General features: G+C 73.7%; 13 protein-coding genes. 2 read left to right on the top strand and 11 right to left on the bottom strand.

Annotated features, from left to right (window positions below; genetic code table 11):
• The 3 genes from qcrB to IEZ31_RS51665 form a co-directional block, all read right to left on the bottom strand.
• Positions 1–968: cytochrome bc1 complex cytochrome b subunit (gene qcrB, locus IEZ31_RS57875; RefSeq protein WP_229837149.1), on the bottom strand; the 968-nt coding region annotated here is incomplete at its 3' end.
• Between the two features lie 164 nt (positions 969–1,132).
• Positions 1,133–1,786 carry a response regulator transcription factor gene (locus tag IEZ31_RS51670; protein ID WP_229837148.1) on the bottom strand — a complete coding sequence of 218 codons (654 nt, stop codon included), beginning with the start codon at positions 1,784–1,786 and terminating at the stop codon, positions 1,133–1,135.
• Entirely contained in the window at positions 1,783–3,831 is a 2,049-nt protein-coding gene (locus tag IEZ31_RS51665; protein ID WP_190257534.1) for a sensor histidine kinase, read from the bottom strand. The genes IEZ31_RS51670 and IEZ31_RS51665 overlap by 4 nt, the downstream gene beginning before the upstream one ends.
• A gap of 209 nt (positions 3,832–4,040) precedes the next feature.
• On the opposite strand from IEZ31_RS51665, the gene IEZ31_RS51660 reads away from it, so the two are divergent.
• A complete protein-coding gene (locus IEZ31_RS51660; RefSeq protein WP_190257533.1) occupies positions 4,041–5,798 on the top strand; it encodes an AfsR/SARP family transcriptional regulator in 1,758 nt (585 codons plus the stop codon).
• 58 nt (positions 5,799–5,856) lie between these two features.
• On the opposite strand, the gene IEZ31_RS51655 is transcribed toward IEZ31_RS51660, so the two are convergent.
• From IEZ31_RS51655 to IEZ31_RS51625, 7 genes are all read right to left on the bottom strand, one after another.
• Positions 5,857–8,898, bottom strand: a complete 3,042-nt coding sequence (locus IEZ31_RS51655) for a hypothetical protein (protein ID WP_190257532.1) — start codon at positions 8,896–8,898, stop codon at positions 5,857–5,859.
• Between the two features lie 33 nt (positions 8,899–8,931).
• Complete coding sequence (locus tag IEZ31_RS51650) at positions 8,932–9,747, bottom strand: hypothetical protein (protein ID WP_190257531.1); 816 nt, start codon at positions 9,745–9,747, stop codon at positions 8,932–8,934.
• A gap of 109 nt (positions 9,748–9,856) precedes the next feature.
• Positions 9,857–10,639 carry an ABC transporter permease gene (locus IEZ31_RS51645; RefSeq protein WP_190257530.1) on the bottom strand — a complete coding sequence of 261 codons (783 nt, stop codon included), beginning with the start codon at positions 10,637–10,639 and terminating at the stop codon, positions 9,857–9,859.
• Positions 10,636–11,601 carry an ATP-binding cassette domain-containing protein gene (locus tag IEZ31_RS51640; RefSeq protein ID WP_190257529.1) on the bottom strand — a complete coding sequence of 322 codons (966 nt, stop codon included), beginning with the start codon at positions 11,599–11,601 and terminating at the stop codon, positions 10,636–10,638. The genes IEZ31_RS51645 and IEZ31_RS51640 overlap by 4 nt, the downstream gene beginning before the upstream one ends.
• A 25-nt stretch (positions 11,602–11,626) precedes the next feature.
• On the bottom strand, positions 11,627–12,475 hold the full coding sequence (locus IEZ31_RS51635; protein WP_190257528.1) for a DUF4097 family beta strand repeat-containing protein: 849 nt from the start codon (positions 12,473–12,475) through the stop codon (positions 11,627–11,629).
• 66 nt (positions 12,476–12,541) lie between these two features.
• Positions 12,542–13,060, bottom strand: coding sequence for a ribbon-helix-helix protein, CopG family (locus IEZ31_RS58765; protein ID WP_190257527.1), 519 nt, complete (start codon positions 13,058–13,060; stop codon positions 12,542–12,544).
• Between the two features lie 197 nt (positions 13,061–13,257).
• Positions 13,258–13,956: a winged helix-turn-helix transcriptional regulator gene (locus tag IEZ31_RS51625; protein WP_190257526.1), complete on the bottom strand. Its 699-nt coding sequence runs from the start codon at positions 13,954–13,956 to the stop codon at positions 13,258–13,260.
• A gap of 70 nt (positions 13,957–14,026) precedes the next feature.
• On the opposite strand from IEZ31_RS51625, the gene IEZ31_RS51620 reads away from it, so the two are divergent.
• Positions 14,027–14,806, top strand: coding sequence for a class I SAM-dependent methyltransferase (locus IEZ31_RS51620; RefSeq protein ID WP_190257525.1), 780 nt, complete (start codon positions 14,027–14,029; stop codon positions 14,804–14,806).
• Here IEZ31_RS51620 and IEZ31_RS51615 read toward each other — a convergent pair.
• Entirely contained in the window at positions 14,796–17,090 is a 2,295-nt protein-coding gene (locus tag IEZ31_RS51615; RefSeq protein ID WP_190257524.1) for a hypothetical protein, read from the bottom strand. The two genes, IEZ31_RS51620 and IEZ31_RS51615, sit on opposite strands and share 11 nt — an antisense overlap.
• Positions 17,091–17,426 lie beyond the last annotated feature (336 nt).

The following is a 17,426-nucleotide window of genomic DNA, read 5'->3' as shown; positions in this document are numbered from 1 at the left end:
CGGATCTCCCAGGCCGGGAAGAGGCGGGTCGAGCCGTCGAGGAACATGACATACCAGTCGGGCTGGCTCGCCGCCGAGACCACCGCGGCCTTGTAGGGGCCGAACAGCCAGATCGGGTTGATCTGGAACAGCCCCGCCAGGGCGGCCAGCACGGCGAACACGATCATGAAGAAGCCGCCGGCCTTGGCCGCGAAGCCCGGGAACATGCGCACGCCGACCACGTTGGTGTTGGTCCGGCCGGGGCCGGGCCACTGCGTGTGCTTCTGCTTCACCAGCAGGCCCATGTGGACGGTGATGAGGGCGAGCAGCGCACCGGGGACGAGCAGCACGTGGACGATGTACAGCCGGCCGAGGATGACCTCGCCCGGGAACTCGCCACCGAACAGCGAGGTGGTCACCCAGGTGCCGATCACCGGGATCGACAGCATGATGGCGCTGGCGATGCGCAGCCCGGTGCCGGACAGCGCGTCGTCGGGCAGCGAGTAGCCGGTGAAACCCTCGAGGAAGGCCATCCAGAACAGCAGCAGGCCGACGATCCAGTTGGCCTCGCGCGGCTTGCGGAACGCGCCGGTGAAGAAGATGCGGAACATGTGCACCACGATCGCGGCCGTGAACAGCAGCGCCGCCCAGTGGTGCATCTGCCGCACGAACAGGCCACCGCGCACGTCGAACGAGATGTTCAGCGCGGTGTTGTACGCCTGCGACATCACGACGCCGCGCAGCGGCGTGTAGCTGCCGTCGTAGACCGTCTCGCTGAGCGAGGAGTCGAAGAACAGCGCGAGGAAGGTACCGCTCAGCAGCAGGACGACGAACGAGTACAGCGCGATCTCGCCCAGCAGGAACGACCAGTGGTCGGGGAAGACCTTGTTGAACAGGCGGCGCAGCGGCGTGGCCGCCTGGAACCGCTCGTCGAGCGCCTTGGCCGAGTTCGCCGGAAGAGCCCGGCGGTCGAATTTACGTCGTTTCACGGCCGCTCCCAGCGTGCTGATCCGATCGCAACGTCGTACTCACCGCGCAGGAACTGCGGGGTGAGCACCCCGCCCATACGAGCCGCCGCTGCCCGCTCTCGGTAGGCCGAAACAACAGCCGATGGGGACCATGTGGGTGATCGTCGACTGCTTCGCCAAGGATTTCAGGGGCCGCCGAGGCCTTGTTCGCGAGCCCGGACGATGGCCTGGCTGCGGTCCTTGACCTGGAGCTTCACGAAGATGCTCGACACGTGGTTGCGGACGGTCTTGGGCCGCAGCGCCAGCCGGTAGGCGATCGCGGTGTTGTCCAGGCCGCCGGCGACGAGCCGCAGCACCTCCCGCTCCCGCTCGGTGAGCTGCGGGAACGGCTCGGGCGCCGATGCCCGGGCGGTCATGAGGTCGACCGCCCGCGCGCCGACGGCCGGGCCGAGCAGGACCGATCCGGCGGCCACCGCCCGGATGCCGCGCTCGACCTCGGCTGGCGAGGCGCCCTTGAGCAGGTAGCCGGAGGCGCCGGCGCGCAGCGCCCCGTAGATCGAGTCGTCGTCGTCGAGCATGGTGACGACCAGGACCGTCACGCGCGGGTAGCGGGCCCGGATGAGCCGGGTCGCCTCGATGCCGGAGTCCCGGTCGAGGTGCAGGTCCATGAGTACCACGTCCGGGTGCCGCTCGCCGGCGAGGACCACCGCGGAGGCGACGTCGGCGGCGTCGCCGACGCACTCCATCCCGTCGAGCGTCTCGATGAGCGCGACCATGCCCAGGCGGAACACCGGGTGGTCGTCGACGACGGCGACCCGGATCGACGCCCCGCCGCTCACGGGTGCGCGGCCCGGTCCGCACCGCCCGCCGCGGCGGGCCGGGCCGCCACGGACGGCCGGGGGACGACCAGCCGGACCCGCGTGCCCGACGCGCCGGCCGGGCCGATCGACAGCCGGCCGCCGATGCTCTGCGCGCGCTCCCGCATCGACCGCGTGCCGACGCCCGCGACCGAGCCGGGATCGATGCCGGCGCCGTGGTCGACGACCGACACCTCCAGTGCGTCTCGCCCGTTCATGACGTCGATCATGCAACGGTCGGTCGAGGCGTGCCGATGCACGTTGCGGACCGCCTCGGCGACGATGCCGTACACGGCGGTCGCGATCGCCGGGGCCAGCCGGACGGGCGGGCCGTGCACCTCGACCCGCAGGCCGGCGGCGCGGTACCGCTCGCGCAGCTGGTCGAGCGCCGGCCGCAGCGCGCCGTCGTCGAGCAGCGGCGGTAACAGGTCGTGCGCCAGCTCCCGCACGGCCACCGCCTGCCGCTCGGCCTCGGCGGCGAGCTGCCCGAGCAGCGCGTCGGCCCGGTGGACCCCGGGCTGCCACCGATGGTCGCGCAGCAGGTTGCGGGCCGCGGCCAGGCCGAGGCCGAGCCCGGACAGCGCCGGCCCGAGGCCGTCGTGCAGGTCGCGGCGCAGCCGCCGGCGCTCCTCGTCGCGGGCCCGGGCCGCCTCGTCGCGGGCCCGGTCGACCTCGGCCTGGGCCGCCGCCAGCTCCACCAGCGCGGTCACCATCGGCGCGAGGTCGGTCAGGACCAGCGCGGCCCGCCGGCCGAGCCGCTCGCCGGCCCGCGGCCACGCGCGCAGCACGCCGACCTCCCGGTCGTCGCTGGCGAGCGGCACGGCCAGCGGCTCGCCCCCGGGGCCCGGCCCGGCCGGCGCCGGGACGACGCCGGTGGTGATCGTCACCGCCTCCAGGCGCAGGGAGCGGGCGATGCCCTGGGCCACCGCGTCGAGCATCTGCTGGCCGCGGTCGACGTCGCGGAGGCCGTCGGCGACCTGCCGGATCAGCGGCTGGCCGGCCTCGCCGTGGACCAGCCGGTCGACCCGCACCTGGACCCACTGCCGCACCGGCTGGAAGGCGGCGGCGAGCAGCGCCGTGGCCAGGACCTCCGGCAGGATCGAGGGCCGCGGTACCGCGAAACCCAGCACCAGCACCACCACCGTGTAGGCGCCGATCACGCCACCGGTCATCAGCCCCCAGACGAGGGTCCGGCGCACCGCGAGCTCCGTGCCCCACAGCCGCTGCCGGAGCACGACGACGAGCACCGCCGCCGGGAAGAACGCCTGCGCGGCCAGCATGAGCGCCGGGGCGAGCGGCACCGGCACCGGCCCGCCCAGCGCCGGGCCGAGGGCCGGCGGCAGGATCGCCAGCGCCAGCAGGAACGTGCCGGCGGCCAGCCAGTTCAGCCCGGCCCGCCCGGCCGGCGGCGCCTGGTGCCGCCGCCACAGCACGCCGGCCGCCGCGGCCACGGTGAGCAGCAGCCACACCGGGTACAGCCAGCGGACGACGTGCGCGCGCAGCGCCAGCAGCCCCGGGTCGGTGATCGGCAGCGGCGCCAGCGACGACTCCGGGCCGGCCATCGTGCACAGCTGGACGGCGACGACGAAGACGACGCCCGCGCCGAGGGCCAGGCGGTCGGCCGGGACGAACGGGCGGGCCGGCAGCAGCCACGGCAGGAGAACGGTCAGGGCGTGGTAACCGGGGACGAACAGCCAGTACATGGCGCCGAGGACCCGTTCCGCCGGCATCGGCCCGGGCCAGGCGCCGATCATCGACCACGACACGACCGCGGCCGAGAGCGCGCCGCTCAGCCCGATGGCCGCGACGATCCAGGCGGCCGCCGCCTGCCCGCCCCGGGCGAGCATCAGCCAGCCGACGAACCCGTAGAGCGCCCCCACCATCAGGTCGACCAGCCAGTACGGCGTCCACGGCGCCCAGCCCGGCGCGGCCAGCACCCAGCCGGCGGCCGCGGCGAAGGTCGCGGCGCCGGTCAGGGCGAGCACGGCCCAGGCCGCGGCCGGCCACCGGCGGTCGGCGACCGACACTCCTGCTCGACCTCCCTCGGCGCCCCCGCAACCGGACAGCGGACCGCCGCGACCGGACGGGACGGCGCAGTCCCCGGGCGACGGTAGCCGGTGCTGTCGAGCCCCGTTCGACCCGGACTCGGCGCCCGGCCGGCCGGGGCCGTGGTCCCTGGCGGGCCGGGACGGTGGCCTGGTGTCCTGCGCCGACACCCATCGAAAGGAACAAACTCGTGCACCACCCCGACCTCCAGGTCCTCGGCCCGGTCACCGCGACCCGGGACGGCGCCGAGATCCCACTGGGCGGCCGGCGGCAGCGGATGGTCCTGGCCGCGCTGCTCGTCGCGCGCGGCCGTGTCCTGCCCGCCGACCGCCTCCGGGACCTCGTCTGGGGCGACGGCGACCGCACCGCGAGCCGCGCGACGCTACACGGCTACGTCGCCGGCCTGCGCAAGGCGCTCGAGCCCGGCCGTCCGGCCCGCGGCGGCCGCGTGCTGGTCCGCGAGGGCCCCGGCTACCTGCTGCGGCTGCCGCCGGAGCGGATCGACGCCGAGCGGTTCACCCTGGCCGTCGCCCGCGGCTCGGCCCAGCTCGACGACGGCTGCCCGGCGCAGGCCGTCGCCACCCTGGAGGCCGGGCTGGCGCTGTGGCGCGGCCCCGCCTTCGCCGGCCTCGGCACCGCGTCGTTCGCGCTGCCGGAGGTGGCCCGGCTCGACGCGCTGCGGGCGGCGGCGGCCGAGCTGCGCCTGGCCGCGCTGCTGGAGCTGGGCCGCCACGCCGCCGTGATCGGCGAGCTGGAGGCGCTGGTGATCGAGCAGCCGCTGCGGGAGCGGGGGTGGGAGCTGCTGGCGGTCGCCCTCTACCGGGCGGGCCGGCAGGGCGACGCCCTCGCGGTCGTCCGCCGGGCCCGGGACGAGCTCGCGGCCCAGCTCGGCGTCGACCCCGGCCCCGCGCTGCGCCGCCTGGAGACGGCGATCCTCGCCCACGCCGACGACCTGCAACCGGCCATGACCCAGCCGGCCGCCGGCGCGGCGGCGGCCGGGGCCGGGAACGTGCCGGCGGCGACCTCGTCGTTCGTCGGCCGGCGGCGCGAGCTGCGCGCGGCCGGGGCGCTCGTGGCCGCGCACCGGCTGGTGACCCTCACCGGCCCGGCCGGCGTCGGCAAGTCACGGCTCGCGACGGAGCTGGCCCGCCGCCGGCCCGATCCGGGCGGGTCGTGGCTGGTCGACCTGGCCGGCCTGCGCGACCCCGCCGGGGTCGCCGCCGTGGTCGCCGGGGTGCTCGGCGTGCCGGCCGGCACCGTGGACCGGCTCGCGGCGGCCCTCGCCGGTCGGGCCGCCCTGCTCGTCCTCGACAACGCCGAGCACCTCCTGCCGGGCGTGGTCGCCGTGGTGGACGCGCTGCTGAGCCGCTGCCCGCGGGTGCGGGTGCTGGTGACCAGCCGGGAGGCGTTGGACCTTCCGTCCGAGTGTGTGGTGACGGTACCGCCGCTGCCCCTGCCGGACGCCGTCGTCCTGCTGCGCCACCGCGCCGCCGCTGTCAGCCGCCTCACCGCCGCCGACCTGGCGGTGGCCGAGCGGGTCTGCGCCGACCTCGACCGGCTCCCGCTCGCGATCGAGCTGGCCGCCGCGCAGTGCCGGGCGCTGTCGCTGGCCGAGGTCGCCGACCGGCTGCACGACCGCTTCGCGCTGCTCACGGCCGGGGGACACCGCCCGGAGCGGCACCGCACCCTGTCCGCCGCGATCGCCTGGAGCTACCGCACGCTCAGCGACGGCGAGCGGCGGCTGCTGCATCGGCTCAGCGCCCTCACCGGCGCCTTCGACCTCGCCGCCGCCCACCGGATGGCCGGCCCCGACGCGGCCGGCTCGATCGTGCCCGACCTCGTCGGGCTGGTCCGCAAGTCGCTGGTCATGGTCGACCCGACCAGCAGCCCGCGCCGGTTCGGCCTGCTGCGCACCGTCCGCGCCTACGCGCACCGGCGGCCGGCCTGACCCGGCCATGCGGGCCCGCCCGGCGACCGCGCCGGACGGGCCCGCATGGTTGCGCCGGTCACGTCCTGGCGACGGCCTCCGCGATGCGGAGGCTCTGCAGGACGTCATCGACCTCGGGAATGCCCTCGGTGTAGCCGGGCACCGTGGCGAGCCGGACGCTCGCCGTCTCCAGGCGCTGCCGCAGCTGGGTCGAGCGGTAGTCGACCATCCAGTTCAGGCAGCGCTCGATCGGATCGTTGTACTCGGCCCAGGTGCACGGCACGAGCTTCGGGCTCTGGCCGGCACGCGGGTCGGGGTCGCCCTGCTTGCGCACCACGCACACGCCGTCGCCGTCGACCCGCTCGCAGTAGTTGTCCCGGGCCTGGACGAACGGCGCCAGGACCTGCGAGCCGCCGAGCTCCGACGGGATCCGCGCGAAGCCGAACAGGTGCACGCCGATCAGCTCGTCCTGGCGGACCGACGTGGCGAAGCCGAGCTTCGTGTACGCCTGCAGCAGCCGCACCCGCTCGGTGAGCTGGGCGGAGAGGTCGTACAGCGGCTGGCCGGGCGTGGTGAGCTCCTTGACGACCGTCGCGTAGTACTGCCCGGCCTGCTGGTACAGCCAGTCGCGCACCCGCTGCCGCAGGTACGGCTCGCTGCTGTTGTCGTAGGCCGCGGACTGCTCGAACTGCGCCTTGTAGGTCGACACCCAGCCGGTGTTCATCGCCTGGATCGGCGTGATGACGAAGGACTGGCCGCCGCGGTTGGGCGGGTAGTACTGCTCGATGCGGCCGTACGGGTACACCTTCTTCCACTCCCGCGCGACGACCGGGGGCTGTCCCGGGTCCCACTGCTGCTGCACGCGGAAGGTGACCTCGAGGTCGGCGTTGCGGGTGTACGGCCGGGTCCCGTCGGGATCCTCGGGCCCGGTGACGTTGACCCACTCGGCCAGGTAGCAGACCGTGGCCGGGGTGTTCGGCCGGCCCGCGACGGCGACCCACATCGGCTGGAGGTCGAGGCTCACCACGTTGGCCGGGCGCGAGCGCTGCGGGACGCTGCCGGCGCCGCAGGACGAGATCGCGGCCGGTTCGGCGGACGGCTTCTCCACGGTCTGGTCGGGCCGGCCGAACATGGTGTAGCCCCAGCGGTACTGCTGCTGGGCGTCCCGGATGGCGTGCAGCCGCTGGACGATCGCGAAGCCGGTGGCGCGGTAGTCGTCGACGAGCCGGGTGAACATCGGGTTGAGCCGCTCCGGGCTGCCCGCCGGCCGCGGCTGGCTGAACAGCCGGACCGAGTCCTGGATCGCCTCCCCGGAGGCGAGCACCTGGTCGGTCACCCCGACGACCTCCTTGGCCCGCTCCGGGTTCTGGGCCAGCAGCACCTTGTAGCCCTCGGCCGCCATCAGCCAGTACTCGATGGCCGGGACCTGCGTGGCGGCGGCGGTGAGCCCGAGGTTGCGCCGGGCGTAGTCGTTGAGGTAGGCGACGGAGCCGTTGAAGCCGTAGAGGCCGAGCACCGTCGCCGGGTCGCCGCTGCCGACCGGGGCCGCCATCGGCACGTTCACGCTGCGGTTCGTCGCCGCGAACTGCAGCTTCGACACCTGTGCGTAGTACTCCTCGAACGTCAGCTCACGGCCGCCCGTCCGGGTGCGGTAGCTGGCGTACTGGTTGATGACCTCCTCGACGACGAGCCTCTCCTGCGTCTGCCGGTCGAAGTACAGCGCCTGGCCCCAGAAGTCCACCTTCTTCGTCAGCTCGGCCAGCTCCCTCGTGATCCGGGCCAGCCGTTCCTGGGTCGCGTGCTGGAGCTCGAGGAGTTCGTCGAACTTCGCGTTCATCGTGTCGTAGATCTCGACCAGCGCCGACTCGACCCGGTCGAACCGGTCGTGCATCTGCTCGGTGAGGTCGGAGACCTGCTCGCGCAGCGCGTTCAGCTGGTCCAGGATGATGTCCTCGATCGTGGGCTGCGCCCCGCCGAACAGCGGCACCAGCGCCTGGATGGCGCCGAGCACGTTGGCGGCGAGGCCGATCCCGCTCATCGAGGTCAGCGCCGCGGTGAGGCCCTTGCTCGCCAGCGCCGGCAGGAAGGCGTTGACGGCCGAGGCGATCTGCAGCGCCGCGCGGCCGGTGCCGGCGACGATCTCGGCCGCCCTGGGGTCGGCGAACGACACGAGTGTGGCCAGCAGGTGCACGCCGGCGGCGGCGCCGTCGAGCCACTCCTGGCGCTCGGCCGCCTCCTGCTCGCGCCGCTGCTGCTCGGCCAGGTCCGGGTTCGCCCCCTGCACCGGGAAGTACAGGTTGACCTCGCCGGCGGACTCGGTGGCCGCGGCGGTCCTCGCGTTGATCTCGGCGAGGAGCCGCTGCAGCATCTCGCGTGCCTCGGCCTGGAACTCGCTGCTGTTCTGGGCATGGTCCAGCAGTGCCTGGGTGTTGACGAACGTCCCCACGATCGGGTCGGCCATGAGCTGGTCCTGGCTGGCGGCCGCGGAGACGGTGTACCGGGTGCCGAAGTAGGCGTCCCAGGCGTGGGTGAAGTCGGCGTCGGTGCGGCCCTGCTGGGCGACCAGGCCCCAGATCCGGTCCTGGATGCCGTGCGCCTGGCTGAAGAAGGCGTACTGGAACTGCGCGGCGGTGATCTCGTCGAGCATCGCGCCGTTCGCGCTCATCTGCTGGCCGAGCGTCTCCTCGACGAGCAGCTTGATGATCGGCGCGGCGGTCGCGGCCTCCGGATGCAGCGCCGAGAGCTCCAGCAGCTTCATCGCGTACTTGTAGACCGACCGGTCGAGGTCGTCGGCGCCCATGTTGGACGTGTAGTACGCGTCCATGCTCACGATTCGCTTGAGCAGCGTCGCCTGGCTCACGCCCGGGTTCTTCTGCCGGTAGCCGTACAGGTAGGCGCTGAGGAAGAGGTGGCGCAGGCCCTCCTTGCCGTTGGTCCGGCTGCGCATGTAGGCCGAGAAGAGCCCGTCGCGCAGCGTGTCGGTGTTGACCACGACCGGGCCGTCGGCGGCGTGCGCCGGGGTCACCGGCACGGTCGCGGCGGTACCGATGGTGAGCACGGCCAGCAGCGCGGTGAGCATCCGCTGCCACGGCCGGGCCGTTCGGGATCTGGGTCTGGACACGGTGGTTCCCTTCTGCGGGGGTTGGTGGTGGTGCTAGGCGGGGGTGCCGATGCCGCCGGTGAGGGCGGGCGACTGGAGGCCGATCTCGTCGGTGCGCACGTAGAAGCGGACGTACGTGGCGGACGGGAGGCCGGTGACGGTGTGCGGGACCCGGCCGGTGCCGGCGTGCGGTCCGATGTGGACGGTCCGGGCCTCGGTGGTGGTGACCCACCGGCCCTCGCGGTCGACCTTGCGGACCAGCCAGTCGTAGGTGATCGTGAAGCCGTCCTCGGTCAGCGACGGGTCGGTGAACTCGACGGTGATGTCGTTGCCGCCGCCGACGGCCGTGGTCGTCAGCGCGAGGTCCCGCGGTGTCGCGGGCAGGTTGGTCCACGGCAGGATGCCCAGGATCACCGAGTACGGCGCCTCGGGCAGCGTCCCGTCGGGCACGTTGCGCAGCGTGAGGCCGACCTGGTGCGGCCCGGCCGCGTTGGGGGCGGGCACGACGATGTCGAAGCCGACGTTGCCGGCCTGGCCCGCGTGGTACCGGTCGGCCCGGAAACCGCTGAAGACGGTCTGGTCGACCCAGAGCGAGACGGTCACCGGGCCGCCGTTGACGTCGCGCGCCCAGCCCGAGATCCGGTAGGTGCCGTCGCTGTACCCGTGCGACTCGATCCGGCCGGTGGGCGCCTTGTCGCTGCCCTCCGGCACGGGCGACTCGGTCGGCTCCGGCGGCCCGCCGCCGTCGCAGGCGGGTGGCGGCACCGGGACGTTGCAGTTGGGCTGGGCGAGGGCCGCCCGGCCCGGAGCGGCCAGGACCAGCCCGGCCGATACGGTCGCGGCCAGGGCCGCGGCGAGAGTGCGTCGCATGCTCCTCAGCGAAGCGGCGCGCTCTGTGATTTCTCTGGGATCCCGCGGCGGGTGCGCGCGAACGCGACGAGGGCCGCCGGTTCGAGCGAACCGGCGGCCCTCGCGTCACCTAGCGGGTGGACTCGCGGTTGAACAACTTCTTGGACCAGAGGTAGCCGCCTGCCGTGATGGCCACGCACCAGGCGACCGCGATCAGCGGGCTGTTGCCGAGCTCCGCGCCCAGCAGCAGGCCGCGGATGGTGTCGATCATCGGGGTGAAGGGCTGGTACTCGGCGAACCAGCGCAGCGCCGTGGGCATCGAGTCCGTCGGGACGAAGCCGCTGCCCAGGAACGGCAGCAGGATCAGCGGCATCCCGACGTTGCTGGACGACTCCACCGTCTTGCTGGCCAGGCCCAGGGCCACCGACAGCCAGATGAAGGCCAGCGCCATCAGGGCCAGGATGCCGGTCAGCGCCAGCCAGCCGGCCACGCCGGCGGTCGGGCGGAAGCCGATGAGCAGGGCCACGCCGGTGACCATCGCGATGCCGAGCATCGTCTGGACGAGGCTGCCGACCACGTGGCCGGTCAGGACCGAGACGCGGGCGATGGCCATCGTGCGGAAGCGGTCGACGATGCCCTCCGTCATGTCCATGGCGACCGAGATCGCCGTGCCCTGGACCGCGGCGGTGATCGTCATCAGGATGATGGCGGGGGTGACGTAGTTGACGTACTCGGCCCGGCCGCCCGCGGGGCCGCCGATGCCGGCGCCGAGGGTCCCGCCGAAGACGTAGACGAACAGCAGCAGGAACACGATCGGCATGCCGATGAGGGTCACCGTCATCGACGGGTAGCGAATCATGCGCCTGAGGTTGCGGCGCAGCATGGTCGCCGAGTCGGTCAGTGCGTAGGTCATGGCGTGGCCACCTTTTCGCCCGTGAGGGCCAGGAAGACGTCGTCGAGGTCGGGGGTGTGCACGCTCAGCGAGTCGACCTCGACCACGTGCTCGTCGAGACGGTCGAGCAGCGCCTTCAGCGCGTGGAGGCTGCCGTCGTGCGGCACCCGCAGGGCGAGCGCGTCGCTGTCGCGGGTGGCCTGACCCGCGGCGCCGCCCACGGCGCGGGCGGCGGACTCGAGGCCCGCGAGGTCGGCGAACCGCAGTTCGACGTGGCCGCCGGGGATGCGGCGCTTGAGCTCGTCCGCGGTACCTTCGGCGACGATCCGGCCGTGGTCCAGCACCGCGATGCGGTCGGCGAGCTCGTCGGCCTCGTCCAGGTACTGCGTGGTGAGGAAGATGGTCACGCCGCCCGCGACCAGGTCCCGCACGATCTGCCACATGCCGCGGCGGCTGCGCGGGTCCAGCCCGGTGGTGGGCTCGTCGAGGAAGATCACCTGGGGCGTGCCGACCAGGGTCATCGCGAGGTCGAGCCGCCGGCGCATGCCGCCGGAGTAGGTCACGGCGGGTTTCCCGGCCGCGTCGGCCAGGCCGAACTGGTCGAGCAGCTCGGCGACCCGGCGCCGGCCCGCCGCCCGGCCCAGGTGGTTGAGGTCGGCCATCAGGTGCAGGTTCTCCTGGCCGGTCAGCAGATTGTCGACCGCGGAGAACTGGCCGGTGACGCCGATCGCGGCCCGGACCGCGTCGGGCTCGGTGGCCAGGTCGTGGCCCGCGACCCGGGCGCTGCCCCCGTCGGCGCGGATCAGCGTCGACAGGATCTTCACCGTGGTCGTCTTGCCGGCGCCGTTCGCGCCGAGCAGCGAGAAGACGGTGCCCCGCGGGACGTTCAGGTCGATGCCGTCGAGCACGACGTGGTCGCCGAAGGACCGGCGCAGTCCGGTCGCCGTGATCGCCGTGATCGCCGGCCGGGGTGGCGTGGTCATGGGAGGCCCCCTTCGAGAGGTCTGGTCAGGAGCGGCTGATGGTGATGTCGCCGTAGGAGGTGTGCGCCCGGACCTCGACGGTCTCGTCGGACTGCTCCGGGCCCTGGCCGAGGTCGTCCAGGGCGTTGCGCACCCGCCCGTGCCCGGTCTTCAGGTCGAGCCACGCGGCGGTACCGGCGGCGATCCCGATCTCCAGGTCGCCGGCCGCGGTGTTCAGCGCGACCGAGCCGCGCGCGACCCAGCCGACCCGGATGGCGCCGTTGGAGGTCTTGGCGTCCACGCCGGCGTCGGCCCGGTCGACGGAGATGAAACCGTTGGCCGAGCGCGCACGCAGGTCGCCCGTGACGGTGCCGATCTCGGTGTTGCCGTTGGAGTTCTTCACGACCGCGGCGCCGCCGACCTCGCCGATGCGCACCTGCCCGGTGCCGGTGGCGACCTCGGCGGTGCCGGTGACCGCCTCGACCGTGACGTGGCCGGCGGTCGTGTCCAGGCGAAGCTGGCCGGTCCGGTCGAGCCGGAAGTGCCCGACGGACGTCTTGAACCGGCACTCCCCGAGCACGCCGGTGCTGTGGACGTCGCCGAGCGACGCCTCGCCGTGGACCGCCGAGCCGGTGGGCAGCTCGACGAGCACGGCGACCGACCGGGTCTTCTTGGAGAAGTCGAACATCCGGGCCTTCGGCCCGCGCACGGTCAGCACGCCGTCGGCGTACTCGACGCGGGTCTGCTGCGCCGCCTTCACGTCGGACTCGTCGGACTCGTCGCTCGGCCGGACCTCGACCAGGGTGTCGGTGCGGTCGCTCGCGACGAGCCGCACGTCGCCGCAGGACAGGTCGATCGTGACGGAGATGGGTTCCGGGGTGGCGAAAACAGGCATGGTTGTCCCCTCAACATGGGTCGGATGGACATCCCCGCTGGTAGGGGACGTGGAGGTGAAGGTGGGTTACCGCGCCCAGCCGGTATACCGCTGCGCGCCGGGCTTGCCGCGCCGCTCGGCAGCGTGGTCGCGCTCGGAGGCGCGCAGCGCGGCCGAGGCGGCCCGCACCAGCCACGCGTTGACCGACCGGCCCTCCCTGCCGGCCGCCTCCTCGACCGCGGCCTTGAGCTGCTCCGGGAGGCGGACGTTGATCCGTGCCGTGGCGCCGTCGTCGAAGCCCGGCGCGGCGTCGTCGGCCGGCGCCGCACCGCGGTCGGCGGTGTGATCCTGCGCCGGCTCCACCTGGTGTGCCGTCACGACGAACTCCGGATCGCGGCCACGCAGCCGCACCTGGACCGAGCCGGGGGCCAGCTCCCTGGTGATCTCGTCGGCGGCGGCCGACAGCGCCTCGAGCATGGCGAGCCGGATGGCCGACTCCATCGACACGGTCAGCCGCTCGATCACCGCGGCGCTCTCGTCGCCACCGGTCTCGACGGCCGTCAGCAGCTCACGCCCGAGCGAGGCCACATACGGGTTCAGGTCCATGGCACCACTATGGCACATGTATGGCACCAAGACAACCCGTTTTGGCTCAGGTTGGCTCAGCTTGGCTCAGGCTGGCACCGCCGGCTCAGGAGCGGGTCGGCGTGGGCGCATCGGCGAGGGGCTGCGGGAGGAGGCCGTCCGGGGGTTGGTCGCCGAGCCGTACGATCCGGTCGCGGAGATCACCGCGGTAGGCCCGGTCAGGGTGCGGGCACCAGGGACGGGGTGCCGCGGGGCACCGACACCCAGCCCATCTCCTTGAACCAGCCGGGCAGGGCCCGCCGCAGGTCGGCCGGGCCGTCGACCACCACGTCGCCGCGGCGCAGGACGTGGGTCCAGGTGCGGTTGCCGAGCCAGACGTCGACCAGCGCGCGCAGGTCGGCCGTCACGCGGACGCCCACCTCGTGGCCCGGGTCGGCGTCGCAGACGTCCGCCTCGGTCGGGGTGAGCACGAGCCACCAGTACCGCACGGAAGGCGCGACCGACGGGAAGCGGAACCCGATGACGGTGCGGCCCGGCGGCAGCGCCGCATGGTCGACATTCCGACGCATGTCCCACAGCAGCAGCTTCGGGTCGAGGTCGCGGTCGCCCAGCTCGCCGATCCAGCGCACGCCCCAGGCGCCGATGGCCCGCACGATCGGCTCCAGCTCCCGGCCGGCCGGGGTGAGCTCGTAGCGCACCTCGGTGCCCTCCGGCCGCCGGTCGACGAGACCGGCGCCGACCAGCTGCTGGAGCCGCTTCGACAGCAGCGTTGGGGACATCCGCGGCAGCCCGCGGCGCAGGTCGTTGAAGTGCTGGCTGCCGGCGATCAGCTCGCGCACGACCAGCAGCGTCCACCGCTCGTCGAGCAGTTCCATGGCCTTGGCGACCGGGCAGAACTGGTAGTACGAGGCTCCCATGTCCTGACGGTAGAGCGCGGTACAGATGTTGTACTAGGCGTCGCCGAGTCGCGTTTCTAGCTTCGACAGCATGGATGAGCTGAAGCAGAAGCACCGGGCCATGTGGGCCCTGGGTGATTATCCGGCCGTGGCCAGCGACGTCATCCCCGAGCTGGGTGAGGTGCTGGTCAAGGCGTGCAACGTCGGCCCCGGGCAGCAGGTGCTGGACGTGGCGGCGGGCACCGGCAACGCGGCGGTCCCGGCGGCCCTCGCCGGGGCGCAGGTCGTCGCCAGCGACCTCACGCCCGAGCTGCTGGCGACCGGCAAGGCGGCGGCGCCGGTCGCGCTGGAGTGGCGCGAGGCGGACGCCGAGGCGCTGCCGTTCGAGGACGCGTCGTTCGATGTGGTCATGTCCGTCGTGGGGGTGATGTTCGCGCCGCACCACCAGGCGGCGGCCGACGAGCTGGTGCGGGTGTGCCGGCCGGGCGGGACGATCGGCCTCATCAGCTGGACGCCGGCCGGGTTCATCGGGCAGATGTTCAAGACGATGAAGCCCTACGCGCCGCCCCCGCCGCCCGGCGCGCAGCCGCCGCCGCTGTGGGGCGACCTGGAGCACGTCACGGCGCTGCTCGGCGACCGGGTCACGGACGTGGTGGCGGAGCGCCGCACGGTCCACGTCGGCAACTTCGCCGACGGGGCCGAGTTCCGCGACTTCTTCAAGCGGGTCTACGGCCCGACGATCGCCGCCTACCGCAACCTGGCCGACCGCCCCGAGGACGCCGCCGCGCTCGACCGCGCGCTGGCCGAGCTCGGCGACGGGCCGGACGGCAGGGACTGGGAGTACCTCCTGCTGACCGCGGTCAGGGCGTGAGGGCCCCTACCTGGTAGATCGCCACCGACTCGCTGCGGAAGCGCAGCTTCGCGACGTCACCCAGCCGCGGTGACAGGTTCGGGTCGGTCTCGTCGACCATGAGCCAGCGCACGTGGTAGCGCGTGCCCAGCACCCCGATCGTCTGCGCCGACGGCAGCCTGAAGGCGGCGTCGTTGTCGGCGAGCCTCGACGGGTCCCAGTAGGGCACGTAGATCGCGTTCACGCCGGAGGCCGCCGCGGCCTCGTGGGCCTTGGCGGTGAAGCCCCAGCCCTCGACGAGGAAGCGGCGCTCGGCGTACGCGGCGAACCAGAAGTGCCGGTTGTCGCAGCCGCCGGCGGTGGCGTACGGGCCGCCGACGCAGTGCGCGTTCGTGGCCACCAGGTCGTCCGGCGCGGAGTGGTCGCGCAGCCAGTGCCCGGCCGCCCGGGTGCCCGGGGTGACGAACGGGGCGGTCTGTGCGACGCCCCGCCAGCCGCCCCGGGCCGACTCGCGGGTCATGCGGAACAGGTGCTGCACCGAGGTGGCGAGGCAGGCGCCGGCGAGCAGGGCGACGACCAGCGTGCGCCACTCGGGCCACCGCGTCCGCCGGACCAGCCAGGCGACGGTCGCGAGCAGCAGGAGGCTCACGAGGTACGGCCAGATCAGCGCCCAGGCGGTCAGCGCCACGCTGCCGGTCGTGCCGGGCCGCGGCACCCGCTGCGGGCCGAGCACGTGCACGACGCCGAGGACGAGGCCGCCGCCCGCCACGGCGGCGACGACCCGCAGGACCGTGCGGCGCACCGGCAGCCCCTCCGGCGTGAGCAGGGCCAGGCCGGCCGCGGCGGCCAGCGACAGGTACGGGCGGCCGGAGACCATGAACCAGCCCTCGGCGCCGCCCTCGTGCCCGAGCAGCAGCAGCGCGGCGACGCCGGACAGGCCGATGCCGAGCACCAGCACGAGCGGCGTCGGGTCGCCCGATCCGGCACCCGGCCGCGCGCGCAGCCGGGCCAGTCCGGCCAGCCCCGGCCAGATGCAGGCCCAGCAGACGAGGGTGAGCGCCAGCACGACCAGCAGCCGCCACGGCTGGTGGTCGCCGTCCTGGCGGGCGAAGCCGGCCGTGTACGGCGCGCCGGAGATCTGCGCGAAGTGCAGCGGGTCGACGGTCATCCCCTGGGAGGCCCCGCCGAACAGCACGAACTGCGCGAACAGCATCGCCAGCAGGGTGAGCCCGGTGGCGGCGAGCACGCCGGGGTGCACGTGCCGCCGGGCCAGCAGTTGTACCGCGATGACGAGCAGCAGCCCGGCCAGCAGCATCGGGATGAACGTGGCCTTGCCGCCGGTGACGGCGACGACGAGCAGCACCACGAGCGCCCACCGGGCGGCGCTCGGCCGGCGCAGCGCCTCCAGCAGGGCGAGCACCAGGCCGGCGAAGAGCACCGCGCCGAACGTCTGGGTCGGGCTGGTCCACAGCTGGGCCCGCAGGGAGGAGCCGTCCTCGTAGGCGTTGGTGCCGAAGGAGGAGAACCAGCCGGCGAGGGGCCAGTGGTACGGCAGCGGCGCGAGCACGAAGAACGTGATGACGACGGCCGTGGCCGCCGCCCACCAGCGGCCGGTGAGCCGCCGGCCGAGGACGCCGACGAGCGCGGCCAGCCCGAACAGCATCGGCAGCGGGCCGAGGCGGACCAGGAGTACGTGCGGCTCGATGCCGGTCGCCCAGGACGTGGCGGCCAGCTCGGCGTAGACGAACCAGTGGTACAGCACCGGCTGGTCCGCCAGCCAGGGCGACATGAGCGGCATGTGGTGCTTCGCGTCGCCGATCAGCGCCAGGTGGAACGGCGAGTCGGCGTCGGGGCTGAGCATGCCGGGCTCGGCGAGCGCGTGCGTGCGGAAGAAGCGCACGCAGCTCCAGTAGAACAGGACCCCCGCGGTGCCGGAGACCACCGCCGACCACCACACGGGCGTGCGGTCCTCGTCGCGGTCGCTGCGCCGCCAGTACCGCCGCAACCTCGGGACCGCCAGGAACAGGCCGATCGTGCCGGCCGCCCAGGCCGGGGTGAGCAGCGGCAGCCCGGCGGCGCGGGCGGCGATGTACACGAGCACCTCGCAGCCGTAGCCGACGGCCAGCCCGGCGGCGGCGTCCTCGACCAGCCAGCCGGGCCGTCCGCGCGCGGCCCGCCACAGCAGCGTGCCCGGGACGACGATGCCGAACCCCACGTACGCCGCGAAGCTCGCGGTGTCGACGGCCGAGACCCCGTAGTACCGCAGCCCGGCCGTCACCGCGAGCGCGACGGCGACGGCCGGCACCCAGGCGAACGACCGCCGCCGTCCGGGAGCCGCCCCGTCCGTTACGACCGGTTGGTGGTGAACGACCGTAGATGCCACAAAATCCGCCGTTTCACGTAGTGATGGGGGAAACCTACGAAACGCGGAACGGATGCGTGCGGCAGCGCCACTCCTTCACCTCGAAGGAGTGAGCGTGGGTGCCGCAAAACACACGAATCACCGCGAACCCGGCGGGGTTCACGGCGTGGCTCGCTCGTCGCCTGCGGCGGCGCCGCCACCCGACGGCCGCCAGGAACGCGAAACCCGGGGGGCCGGCTGGTGGCCGGCTCCCCGGGTGTGGGTGGGTGTTGTTCAGAT

The sequence above is a fragment of the Dactylosporangium sucinum genome (genome assembly GCF_014647515.1).
GTDB lineage: Bacteria > Actinomycetota > Actinomycetes > Mycobacteriales > Micromonosporaceae > Dactylosporangium > Dactylosporangium sucinum.
This window is presented reverse-complemented; position numbering and strand designations above follow the sequence as displayed.

What these genes read in the sequence shown, in the direction of transcription:
- IEZ31_RS51620 (WP_190257525.1), top strand. Translation starts at nt 14,027, where the DNA reads ATGGATGAGCTGAAGCAGAAGCACCGGGCCATGTGGGCCCTGGGTGAT.
- IEZ31_RS51635 (WP_190257528.1), bottom strand. Translation starts at nt 12,475, where the DNA reads ATGCCTGTTTTCGCCACCCCGGAACCCATCTCCGTCACGATCGACCTG.
- IEZ31_RS51640 (WP_190257529.1), bottom strand. Translation starts at nt 11,601, where the DNA reads ATGACCACGCCACCCCGGCCGGCGATCACGGCGATCACGGCGACCGGA.
- IEZ31_RS51625 (WP_190257526.1), bottom strand. Translation starts at nt 13,956, where the DNA reads ATGGGAGCCTCGTACTACCAGTTCTGCCCGGTCGCCAAGGCCATGGAA.
- IEZ31_RS51650 (WP_190257531.1), bottom strand. Translation starts at nt 9,747, where the DNA reads ATGCGACGCACTCTCGCCGCGGCCCTGGCCGCGACCGTATCGGCCGGG.
- IEZ31_RS51645 (WP_190257530.1), bottom strand. Translation starts at nt 10,639, where the DNA reads ATGACCTACGCACTGACCGACTCGGCGACCATGCTGCGCCGCAACCTC.
- IEZ31_RS58765 (WP_190257527.1), bottom strand. Translation starts at nt 13,060, where the DNA reads ATGGACCTGAACCCGTATGTGGCCTCGCTCGGGCGTGAGCTGCTGACG.